The sequence below is a fragment of the Moraxella lacunata genome (genome assembly GCF_002027545.1).
Taxonomy (GTDB): domain Bacteria; phylum Pseudomonadota; class Gammaproteobacteria; order Pseudomonadales; family Moraxellaceae; genus Moraxella; species Moraxella lacunata.
In genome coordinates this window covers 1-11,693 of the sequence record NZ_MXAN01000074.1, presented here as the reverse complement: position 1 = coordinate 11,693, position 11,693 = coordinate 1, and the positions used below count along the sequence as shown (strand labels likewise).

The 11,693-nt window shown below is 45.1% G+C and carries 8 protein-coding genes; 5 read left to right on the top strand and 3 right to left on the bottom strand.

Annotated features, from left to right (window positions below; translation table 11 throughout):
- Positions 1-77 precede the first annotated feature (77 nt).
- Together B5J94_RS10100 and B5J94_RS14235 are read right to left on the bottom strand one after the other, a co-directional pair.
- Positions 78-845, bottom strand: a complete 768-nt coding sequence (locus tag B5J94_RS10100; RefSeq protein WP_062501047.1) for an ion transporter — start codon at positions 843-845, stop codon at positions 78-80.
- A 115-nt stretch (positions 846-960) separates the two neighbouring features.
- On the bottom strand, positions 961-1,116 hold the full coding sequence (locus B5J94_RS14235) for a hypothetical protein (RefSeq protein ID WP_158081055.1): 156 nt from the start codon (positions 1,114-1,116) through the stop codon (positions 961-963).
- A gap of 128 nt (positions 1,117-1,244) precedes the next feature.
- On the opposite strand from B5J94_RS14235, the gene cydD reads away from it, so the two are divergent.
- Together cydD and B5J94_RS10090 are read left to right on the top strand one after the other, a co-directional pair.
- On the top strand, positions 1,245-3,077 hold the full coding sequence (cydD, locus tag B5J94_RS10095; RefSeq protein ID WP_143821966.1) for a thiol reductant ABC exporter subunit CydD: 1,833 nt from the start codon (positions 1,245-1,247) through the stop codon (positions 3,075-3,077).
- Positions 3,070-4,773, top strand: coding sequence for an amino acid ABC transporter ATP-binding/permease protein (locus B5J94_RS10090; protein WP_062501049.1), 1,704 nt, complete (start codon positions 3,070-3,072; stop codon positions 4,771-4,773). Before cydD ends, B5J94_RS10090 begins: the two co-directional genes overlap by 8 nt.
- 288 nt (positions 4,774-5,061) lie before the next feature.
- Here the strand turns inward: B5J94_RS10090 and ccoG are convergent, their stop codons facing one another.
- On the bottom strand, positions 5,062-6,423 hold the full coding sequence (gene ccoG, locus B5J94_RS10085; RefSeq protein WP_062501553.1) for a cytochrome c oxidase accessory protein CcoG: 1,362 nt from the start codon (positions 6,421-6,423) through the stop codon (positions 5,062-5,064).
- A 938-nt stretch (positions 6,424-7,361) separates the two neighbouring features.
- On the opposite strand from ccoG, the gene B5J94_RS10080 reads away from it, so the two are divergent.
- From B5J94_RS10080 to B5J94_RS10070, 3 genes are all read left to right on the top strand, one after another.
- A complete protein-coding gene (locus B5J94_RS10080) occupies positions 7,362-7,520 on the top strand; it encodes an ESPR domain-containing protein (RefSeq protein ID WP_079364111.1) in 159 nt (52 codons plus the stop codon).
- A 25-nt stretch (positions 7,521-7,545) separates the two neighbouring features.
- Positions 7,546-10,542 carry a beta strand repeat-containing protein gene (locus B5J94_RS10075; RefSeq protein ID WP_143821965.1) on the top strand — a complete coding sequence of 999 codons (2,997 nt, stop codon included), beginning with the start codon at positions 7,546-7,548 and terminating at the stop codon, positions 10,540-10,542.
- A 65-nt stretch (positions 10,543-10,607) separates the two neighbouring features.
- Entirely contained in the window at positions 10,608-11,582 is a 975-nt protein-coding gene (locus B5J94_RS10070) for a hypothetical protein (RefSeq protein ID WP_079364110.1), read from the top strand.
- Positions 11,583-11,693 lie beyond the last annotated feature (111 nt).

Below are 11,693 nucleotides of genomic sequence, written 5' to 3'. Positions count from 1 at the left end.
TTTTGGGGTGCGGTTCAGTGATTGCCCTTATTTTACTCCACCCGCTCCCCACAATACGGACAAAAGCATTTTTTTATTTAAGGACTTTTCTTTTTCATCAAGCTCTTTTCTTTTGCTAATAGGCGTTTTTCTCGCAAAACTTGGGTTAGAATTTCTTGGCGGTTTTTGCGGTCTATTTTTAATTCATCAGATAGGCTATTTATTTTATCATTGTCATGCAATTCGGTTAAGGACAACGCCATAAATTCATCATAAAGCCGATATAGACTTGCCTGTTTTTGGCTTTCTAATTCACGGGTCAGTCCCGTTGCCAAAATACCTGCTGGCAAGGCGGCAAGCCCCACACCCAATATCGTGATAAACGCCCCCAAAAGTTTACCCAAAGGCGTAATGGGCGTAATATCGCCATAACCCACCGTTGTCAAGGTTACCACCGCCCACCACATCGCATGAGGGATTGAATTAAACTCATCAGGCTGGGTTTCATACTCCGCCAAATAAATGCCACTTGCTGACAATATGATAAGAAGCATTAAAATAAATATCACCGCCCCAAATGAGCCACGCTCTTTTTGTAATACGGTGAGCAGTATCCGCAAAGAATCAAAATAACGGGTAAGTTTAAATAGCCTTAATAACCTAAATACCCGTAAAAAACGTAAATCAATGCCACTAATGCTTTGCAAAAATATCGGCACTATGGCAAGTAGGTCAATAATTGCCCCAAAACTTGTCGTCCATTTAAAACGGGTATGCCAAACTCTATCAATGTTCTTTTCGGCAATGACCCAAAAACGAGCGATATATTCTATTCCAAATATAATCACAGAAAACCACTCAAACACCCTAAAATAATCCTGATAAGGATAATAAATCTCTTTCCAAACTAAAAATAAACCCTTATAAGTATTGGGGTTGAAGTTTTTAAAAATCCATAAAAATCAGGGTTTGGAAAGAAGTCTAATAAATGCTATCCACCGATTCTAATATCACCGCTAGGGTATTTAATAAAATGAGCGTAATTAAAAATAAATCCAATATCTTGGCAGGCAATGCCAAAGGCGATGAATCATCGTGATTTTCTAATAAAATGTATAATTTTTGGCGGATTGACATGAGATAAAGCAAAAATAAGCAAGTGGCGATATTGTAACACAAAGGGCGATGTTGGGAGTTATCTTTACCTTGAAATTATCCCCAAATTTAGCGATAATGTAACGCTAAATTTTGACAATAACAACACCATGACCGAGCCAATCACCCCAACCGTATCGCCCAAACATCCGCCCCATGTAGAGCAATCGACATCGCCAAAATCCAAACGCAAAAAACCCAGACGCTCCCAAGAAGACATCATGGCAAATGCCTTTTTAAGGGCGACTTTTAAGCCGGTCAAAAAAGCCATGATGATGGCGTATTTGCTGGACATCGCGAGCGTGCTGGTGTTGGTGGGGCAGGCGTGTGTACTGGTGTGGCTCTTTGATGGGTGGCTGACGAGCTTTGTGCAAGGCGTGCCATTGCCTGATAGGGTGGTGGGCAGTGGCTTACTCTTTAATTTGGGACTGCTGTTTGCGTGTTTGGCGGTACGCATTGCCATTGGTTATGGACGTGATGTTTTGCTGAGTCAAGCAGGGCTGACCGTTGCCAAATCGGTGAGACAACGCTTATTTGTCAAGTTAGGCGAGCTGGGGCAGGCAAGGCGTGATTTTGGGGCGGACGGGGCATTGGCAAGTAAAATCATCGATGAGCCTGACCAACTGGTCGGTTATGCTCGCTTTCATGTCCAAAAGATGACTGCCGTTACCACGCCTTTGATTTTGGCGGGGTGTGTGGCGTTTTATAGTGTTACGTCAGCATTGGTGCTGCTACTTACCGCACCGCTTGTGCCGATTTTTATGGCGTTTATCGGTATCGCAACCGCTCGTAAAAGCCGTGAGCAGATGGACGCCTTGGCACAGCTTGGGGGGCGGTTTTTGGATTGGATTCGTGGGGTCAATACCTTATCACGGCTAGGGGCGGTGGACATTGCCGTGTCAGACATCGCAAATAGCTCCGAGCATTATCGCAAACGCACGATGGACGTGTTAAAAATCGCCTTTTTAAACAGTGCGGTGTTAGAGTTCTTATCCGCCTTATCCATTGCCTTGGTGGCGGTATATCTGGGCTTTGGCTTGATGGGGATTTTGCCGTGGGGTAAGGGGCAGGTGCTGACAGGCTATGGTACAGCGTTATTTATCCTATTGCTTGTGCCAGAGTTTTACGCTCCGCTTCGCCGATTGGGGGCAGAATATCATGTCAAAGGGCAGGCGGTGGCGTGTGCCAAAGCAATCGCCCCCATGCTAAATTTTAAAGCCAAAACAGGGGGCGATGTGGCGATAAGTCTTGATAGTCCGCCCGCCTTTCATCTTAATAACATCACGGCATTTGGCGATGATGGGCGAGTGCGATTATCGCCCATTAGCCTAACCTTTGACGCAGGCAAACGCACTGCCTTGATGGGGGCAAGTGGCGTGGGTAAATCCACGATATTACAAATCCTGCTTGGCTTTGGCGACTTTGCTGGCGACGTGGTCATTCATGCCGATGGTAGGGCGGTGCGGTATGATGAGCTTGATGTGAATATACTAAGAACACAGCTTGGCTATCTGTCGCAGACCACGCCATTATTGCCAATCTCTATTAGCGATAATTTACGCCTTGCCAAACCGTCTGCCACCGATGATGAACTGGTGCAGGTGCTAAACGATGTCGCCCTATGGGACGTCATCAGTCAGTTGCCAGATGGCATGAACACCGTGCTTGCCGAGCGTGGCGGTGGATTGTCAGGCGGTCAAGGCAGGCGACTTGCCATTGCTCAGTTGTTATTACAAAATGCCAAAGTATGGCTACTTGATGAGCCAACCGAGCATTTGGACAGTGAGACGGCAGAGAAAATTAAGGCGTTATTGTCTCGTGTGAGTGTCGGCAAGACCGTGATTTGGGTTACGCATGATGGGGCGGGGGTGGACTTTGATGTCGTCCATGACTTGACGGCATTGTATGAGCAAAAACAACAAAAGGCGGTGCAACATGGCTAATCAACCCAACAATCGTCCATTTCGCCTAAGAGAGTTATTACTTAGCCAAAAGCTTCTGTGGCTTATCGCATGGCTGTTAGGCATAGCGACGGTATTGTCGGTACTGGGGCTGGTCATGCTCTCGGGGTGGTTTATCACGATGGCAGGCGTGGCAGGGGTGCTGGCGGTGGGGTCGCACGCCTTTAATTATCTTATGCCGTCCGCCATTATTCGTGGTTTTGCTATCGTGCGAACCTTTGCCCGTTATGGCGATTTGATGGTGTCGCACCATGCGGTGTTTGGGTTACTTCGTGATTTGCGAGTGAAGTTCTTTTCGCATTGGGCAAGACTGCCGTTATCGGTGCGACTACAAAAGGGCGGTAGTAGCGAGACCATGCAAAGGCTCGTCAAGGACATTGATACGCTAGACGAGTTCCCACTGCGAGTGGTGTCGCCCTTTGTGGTGGCGGTCGTGGCGGTGGCGGTGCTGTCGCTCATGGTGTCTGTGATGATACCGACAGCGTGGATTGCCGTACTACACATGGGGCTAGCACTCATCATTGCGGTCATGACTCTATATAAAGGGGTGCAACTGGCACGGCGTGAGAGTGAGCTTTTGGTGCTACGCAAAAGCAAACTCATCAACACCTTACCTGCCCTAACCGCTCTCATCACGTGGGGCAGATGGCAGGACAGCGTGCGTGAGCTTAGTGAGTATGATGAGCGACATCATCAGCTGACGATGGCAACCTTGCGAGCTAGACGTAACGCCCAAGCACTCATTCAGCTCATCATTGCGTTGGCGGTGGTGCTACTGCTACTGATGGCAGGGCGGATATTTGAGCAGGGCATTACCCCCTTTACGGTGGCAACGCTAAACGGTCATACCGCCCTAAATCCTGCCATGGTGCTTGCCTTGACACTTGGGGTGTTTGGGCTGATGGAGATAGTCTCGGCACTGGTGGGTGAGCCGTTGGCGTATGGCAGAAGTGTCAATGCCAAAGCACGTATCAATGAGCTAATGAGTACGGACAACACACCCCAAAAACAGCCGATAGATGATAATCCAACCCTTATTCTAAAAAATGTATCCATAAAAATGCCGTCTGCTATCATGAGCGTGGACGGTATCTGTGCCACGCTTACCCCAACCACACCCATACTCATCATGGGAGCGTCAGGGGCGGGCAAATCCACACTGCTTGCCACGCTGGCAGGAGAAGTGCCACGCATGAGTGGCGAGATGTTGGTACGGACATCTGCTCTTCGTGATGTAGACATGGATAACGTGGATTTTGGTCGCTCGTTTGGCTTTTTGGGGCAAAATGTGGACATCTTTGACCAAAGCCTTGCCGATAACCTGCGATTGGGCAAGCCGTCAGCGAGTGATGATGAGCTGTGGGCGGTGCTTGATAAAGTGGGTTTATCCGACTGGACAAAGCACCAGCCAAAAGGACTAGATACGCCACTTGGCGAATACGGTATGGCGATATCGGGCGGTCAAGGTCGGCGTGTGGCACTGGCTCGTCTGCTCCTATCACCCAAAAAGGTGCTGTTATTAGATGAGCCATTTGCAGGGCTAGATAGCACCACTCGCCATAAGGTGTGGCAGAGCCTAACCGATATGCAACAAGCAGGCGAGATTGGCGTGCTTGCCATTGCCACGCACCAAATATGGGACGAGATGGGCGATGTGAATGTGGTGCGTGTGGGGTGATTAAGCAAGGTGATTTTGAATGGGATTTAACCGTCTAAAGGGTAAGTTGTCTTACCCTTTTTGATTGCTTAATACACCCGAGAATCTTTAAAATTGCTACAAATGCAACGGTGTTTGGGTGTAGGGGCGTGCTGTGCACGCCTATAAAAATTGCTATGTTATCAAAGGACGTGCGGAGCCAGTCCTACAAAGCCTGTGGTAAATATTAAGTTTGTTAGGTGTACAAACACTGACCCATTTTAAAAACAAAAACAAAACCCTGTCAAAGACAGGGTTTGTATTATTTGACTACTTCTTGGTTTTTGGTTCGTAGACAAACACGTCTTGTCTGCTGGCACTGTACTTGCCATCTTCGGTATAGACGGTAATGGTGACAGGCATGGTGCCACTGATTTTGGCAGGGTCGCCAAAGATACTCACAGGCAAATCATACGGCTCGTTGGCTTTGAGTGGTAACTCCTTAAAGCGAGATTTTAAGGTTAAGCCATCGACAGGTTCTAGTTTGACTTTATAGACTTGTCGCTCATTGGTCTTATTGACGATTTTTAGGACATAGCTGTTCTCAACCATGCCGTCACGTCCGACACTGCTGATCTGCTTGCGGTTGTGGCGAATCTCAAGCTCCAAGGAGTCACGCCCTGTGGCTACCAGTGCTGCAACCACCACAAGCACGCTAAGGATAAAGATGTAGGCAAAGATACGGAAGCTGATGATTTTGGTTTTTTCTTTGTGGACAAGCTGACGTTCGGTAGTGTAGCGAATCAAGCCGCGAGGGTAGCCCACTTTATCCATGATTTCATTACACGCATCGATACACGCCGCACACTGGATGCACTCTACTTGCAAACCATCACGAATGTCGATACCCGTAGGACATACTTGTACACACATGGTGCAGTCCACACAGTCGCCATAGCCTTCGGGGTGGTCGCCTTTTTTGCGAGCCCCACGGGGTTCGCCACGATCATAGTCATAGGAGACGAGCAAGGTGTCTTTGTCAAACATTACTGATTGGAAACGACCATAAGGACAAAAATGGACGCACATATGTTCACGCATGTAGCCTGCGTTCATGTGTGTGACAAAAGTGATGATACCAAAGAATATCCATGTCATCTTGCTCCAACCCATAAAGAACGGTGTTGCTCCATTAAAGAATAGGTATTCCGTCCCGACTACAAGTGACATGAATGTCATGGCGGTAATCATACTCATGACACCCCATATCAGATGAATGAGTAGTTTTTTGCCAATCTTGGAAGCACTATTAGGCTCTTTGTCGAACTTGATGCGTTTATTACGCTCGCCCAGTACCCATTTTTCTACGTGTTGATACAAGTGTACATAGATCGTCTGTGGGCAGGCATAGCCACAGAACACACGCCCTGCATAGACCGTCACCATAAACAGTGTAAAGGCAGCAATCATAAAGATAAAGGCAAAGAAATAAAAGTCCTGTGGCATAAACGTCGCCCCAAAGATATAAAACTTTGGTTCGGCGACATCAAACTGTATCGCCTGACGACCACCCCATTTTATCCATGGCAATATCAAAAATCCCGCCAAAATGGCGTACATGCTCACCAGACGAATATTCTGATATTTGCCCGAGACAAAGCGTGGATGCACCCGTTTCTTGGTGGCGTCCATGTCCTTAGAATGCGGTATCAGCTTCTCAGGTGGTGGCTTGGGCTTTTTGGTTTTTTTAGGTGGCGGGGTGCTGGTATCAGGCTTATCAGCAGGGGATGGCTCGGCGGGCGAGTTCTGTGCTGTATCGCTTGCTTTGGGGTCAAAAACTTTGGGTTCGGCAGTTTCTGTATTTTTTACAGAATTATCGGATGGTTCTGACATGATATAACCTTAGCTGTTGTGGCGAGTATTCGCTCTTGGCTGGGCATAATGATTGATAGTGATTTTTATCAATTTGGAATAAACATATTCTACACCTTTTCCATAATTTTTTAAAGGATTAATTAGGGCATGCCTGTCTTTTGTATTTGCAATGAAAAATGAGAAAAATCGCACGTTTTTCAAGGAAAAAGTAAAGTTTGCAAATCTTCTATCAAACAAGCTTTTAATATGAAAAACAATCCGACCACTTAATTTTAAAAATTAAGTTGTAAAAATCTTAAAATTTGCCTGATTAAGTGGTCGGATAGCCATTTTTCATGCAAAAACATCATTTTATTTTTAAAATATTTCTAAATTTTAAATTGTGTCATAAAGGGCAGGCACGCTCTATCTTGCGATAAGTGTTTACAAGAGTTTTTACTTGTAATGGTTGTTACTGGTTGCTTACTATCTGTTGGATTAATAATAATTATTGGTAAAAATGTTCACTGTTTTCTTTAAATCTGAGTGAATAGGTATAACTTTTGCATGATGAGTGGTAGTTAAATTGGTATGAAGGGTAAAATTGTGATGTATTCCCTTTGTCTGTATACAATTATTATCAAAAAGACGATAGTCACAGTATTAAGCTGTCGTAGTAAGATGACAAATTTTGTCAGTTTGTTGTGGCTATAATGGCTTAAATGAGCTTTTGGTGTGGATGTATTGCCCATTATTTTAATTAAATAGGAATTGTCATGAACAATATTTATCGTGTCATCTGGAATAAGTCAACCCAGACTTTCCAAGCAGTCTGTGAATTTGCCAAATCACAAGGCAAATCATCAGCAGGAACAGTCGGTTCAAGCAGTCTACCAAAATTTACCACTAAGGTATTAAATCTCTTTCCAAACTAAAAATAAACCCTTGTAAGTATTAGGGTTGAAGTTTTTAAAAATCTACAAAAATCAGGGTTTGGAAAGAAGTCTATTTACCTTGACGGCATTAACAGTAGGGATGATGTTATCGTCATCGGTATGGGCACAGGGGGAGTTTGGGGGTGTGGCAAATGAGGCTAATTCCTTAGCTGTGGGTACTGGTGCCAAAGTGGGGGAGGTAAGTGGTAACGGACTTCAAGGTGTTGCTATCGGTAATAATGCTTGGGCTGCAAGTGAGGCGGATAATCGGAATAAGAATACCGCACAAAACGTCGCTGTTGGTGTCAATTCAGAGGCGGTCTATGGTGGGGTGGCAATTGGCTATGAAGCTAGCACCTTTACCAATCCCGGCAAATCCACTTGGGTGGGTTCAGATCAAGTGTTTAGTCACGGAACAGCAGGTAACAATCAGCAATCAGTAGCTATTGGTTACCAAACTATCGCTTCGGGAGATCAAGCAACGGCTTTAGGTGCTCAAGCGAGAGCTGAAGGCAACTCATCAATTGCCATTGGTGGTGATGACTTGGATAAAGTGGCATCTCTTAACCCACCAAAATATAATGTTACTGGTAATACTGGGGCTTTAAATAACACATTCGCAGCAAAAAAATATAAGGAAATTACCAATGATTTTCTGGTTCATTTTGATGGCAGTCAAGCCCGCTATGTGCCAACCAAAGCTGGAGAAGCTGCGGTAGCAGTTGGTGTGCAATCTCGTGCAGAGGGTGCCCTGTCAACAGCATTTGGTACTCGTACTGAGGCTTCTGGCACTACTTCGGTTGCTTTGGGGGTGGGTTCGACCGCTACTAACGAAGGTTCATTTGCCGCTGCTGCTGGTGCAAAATCGACTGGCAAGTCATCTATTGCGATAGGAACAGCTGCCCAAGCTACTAATTCGGCGGCGATTGCTGTTGGTGATAAAGCTTCTGCAACTACCAAAGATTCTATTGCGATAGGAGCAAATGCTGTTTCTAACAACATGAATGGTCAAACAACAGCAGATGTTACAAATGCAAATGTACGCAGAGAGTCTGCAAGTGCAACAACTGCTGTCGGTGCTGGTGCTAATGCAACAACTGCTGTCGGTGCTGGTGCTAATGCAACAGGTCGTAATGCGGTCGCTATCGGTGCTGGTGCTGAAACTACATCTGGTCTGGTTGGCGGTGTAAATCGTGGTGACAACGTCGCTGTTGGAGGCGGTGCAAAGGCAGCCTACGGTGGTGTGGCTCAGGGTTTTAAGACAGAGGCGGGCGATAAGTCTGTTACTATTGGATTAAATGCAGGTGGTACTCAGACGAACGCAGTAAGTATCGGTGTTCATGCAGGTAATGACTCAAATGCCAATACTCATGGGGTGGCGATTGGCAATGGTGCAGGCAAAACAGTAAAGGGAACAGAAAACGTGGCAATAGGTCATGTTGCAGGGAATAATGTACAAGGCAATACCAACTATTCCATGGATAGTCGCACGGGTCAGAATGTTACAGGTCATGACAACTTCTCTGCTTTGATTGAGGCGGGTAGTAATATTAGTGGCACAAACAATATTGCCATGGGTAAACGGGCAGGACGTGGTAATTCTGATGCAGATAGATTAGTCATTGATAATACCTTATCCATTGGAGCTTGGTCTCGCAGTAATAATAATGCTATTGCTGTTGGCATGGGTACGACCGCAACTGGCGTAGGTTCTATCGCCATTGGTTCAAGCGAAGATGAAAGAGTGGTTAGTAATGATAATGATGTAACAGTTGTGCAAAATAAAGCAGCCCGTACCAATGGTAATTATTCGGTTGCTCTAGGTGTGAATGCAAGTACGGAAGGTGAAAACGCCATCGCCATCGGTAAGGGTGCACAAGCCACTGCCAAGGACACTATCTCCATTGGTACAGGTAATGTGGTCAGCGGTCAAGGCTCTGGTGCGATTGGTGACCCATCTGTGATACAAGGTACAAACTCGTATTCTTTAGGTAATAATAACGCCATTGGCTCTGCCAGTGATAATGTATTGACTTTAGGTGGTCAAAATAACGTCGGTGCAACAGCAACCCGTAATGGTGCAGGCGTTATTACTGATACGTCCACTTTAACCCAAACACAAAACGTAGACCGTGCATTTGTGTTGGGTTATAAGAATACAATAGCTGCGACAGCTGATGCCAGCGACTCTGTGATTATTGGTAATGAAAATACCGTTAATGCTCAAAATACCATGGTATTGGGTAATAAAGTGACCACTACCGCTGCAAATAATGTGATTTTGGGTAATGAAAGCAGCGAAGATTCTGCGACAACGACAGCAGGTCGGGCAAATGATATTGAAAATGGCACGGTAAACGGCATTACTTACGGCTCATTTGCCGGCATGCCTGTGGGTGTTGTTTCTGTCGGTGCAACTGGAAAAGAGCGTCAGATTATTAATGTCGCCGCAGGTAAAATCTCTGCCGATTCTACTGATGCGATTAACGGTAGCCAGCTTTACTTAACACAAGATGTATTGGGTAATGTCGCTAAAACTACCAAGAATATCATTGGTGGCGAGACAACACTTAACCCGAACACTGGTGAACTGACTGCCAATAATATTGGCGATACCAACAAAAACACTGTTCACGATGCCATTAAAGCAGTCAAATCTACAGTAGTTGCTGGCACCAACGTGACTGATGTTGTCGCTACAGATAATCCTGATGGTTCCAAAGTCTACACAGTCAACGCCAATGGCACAACTGTAAGTAATGGTTCTGATGCAGTGACGGTTGTTGCAGGCACAAAAGATGCTAAAAATGTGACTGATTACAAGGTTGATTTATCACAAGCTTCTAAGGATTCGTTGGCTAAAGCCGATACTGCCGTCCAAGAATTGACTACTTCGGTAAATGGTACGCAGGTCGAAACACTAAACCAAAACAACAAAGACATTAACTTTGTAAATGGCACAGGTACAACTGCACGAGCTGTAGGCTCGGACATCACCTTTGATGTAAACAAATCTGCTTAACTGTAAATAATGCAGGTAATGTAGTAGCTGATAAAGCAGGCGATAACTTCGCTACAGCAGAGCAAGTGGCTAAAGCTATTAACGATAGCGAAAAAACCACCACAGTTATTAAAGGCAGTAACACACATATTCAATCTAAAGTTGATGGCAATAATACAGAATATACCGTTAGTGCAGACAAAACGACGGTATCGGTAAGTGGTGCGTTAAAGAAAACAGAAACATCCAGTACTGATGCGACCACACAAGCAGTGACGACAGATTACGCCATTGATTTATCAGATGCTACCAAAGCACAAATCGCCAAAGAAGAAGGTGTTGTCGTTGGTGATAACGTGACAGTTATTGAAGATGGCACCAACGACACAGGTGGCAAAAAATATAAAGTCGCATTGAAAAATAACCTAAACTTAGGCGGCACTGGTTCTGTAACCACAGGCGACACCACCATCAACAACGATGGCTTAAAAGTTGGCGATGTTACCGTAACCAACGCCCCTGTTACTGTAAACGGCAATCCTGTTAATAACATCAATGATGCCATCAACCAAACTGCAATTCAAGCATTTAAACCACTAACCTTTGCAGGCGACAGTGGTGATAATGTTACTCGTAAGTTGGGTGAAACCGTTAATGTTAAAGGCGGTGTAACTGATGCCACTAAGCTTTCAGATGGCAACATTGGCGTGGTAGCTAATGGTAGTGATACTTTGGATATTAAATTAGCCAAAAACATCACGGTTGACAGTGTGAAAGCAGGCGATACCACCATCAACAACGACGGCGTTACCATCAATAATGGTTCATTGTTTACCAAAGATAAAGTTGATGTTGCGGGTAATAAAATCACCAATGTTGCAGATGGCGATATTTCTGCTACCAGTAAAGATGCGATAAATGGCAGTCAGTTGCATAACGCCATTAATAATATCAATACCAACGTCAAAGCGGCAAAAACCGAAGTGACCTCGCAAGATAAAACTGTCACCATTAGACCCCTTTCCAAACCAACAACACATCATGTTATAATACCCATTTAACCTTAAAAAACCAAGACATGACACCCAAGCAAGCTGAAAAACTAAACGACAGTGAGTTTAAACGATACTTTGGTATAAAAAGAACTACTTATCAACACATGCTTACAATAC

Excerpts from the sequence above, each read along its gene's own strand:
- cydD (WP_143821966.1), top strand. The coding sequence starts at position 1,245 with ATGACCGAGCCAATCACCCCAACCGTATCGCCCAAACATCCGCCCCAT.
- ccoG (WP_062501553.1), bottom strand. The coding sequence starts at position 6,423 with ATGGACGCCACCAAGAAACGGGTGCATCCACGCTTTGTCTCGGGCAAA.
- B5J94_RS10080 (WP_079364111.1), top strand. The coding sequence starts at position 7,362 with ATGAACAATATTTATCGTGTCATCTGGAATAAGTCAACCCAGACTTTC.
- B5J94_RS14235 (WP_158081055.1), bottom strand. The coding sequence starts at position 1,116 with ATGTCAATCCGCCAAAAATTATACATTTTATTAGAAAATCACGATGAT.
- B5J94_RS10090 (WP_062501049.1), top strand. The coding sequence starts at position 3,070 with ATGGCTAATCAACCCAACAATCGTCCATTTCGCCTAAGAGAGTTATTA.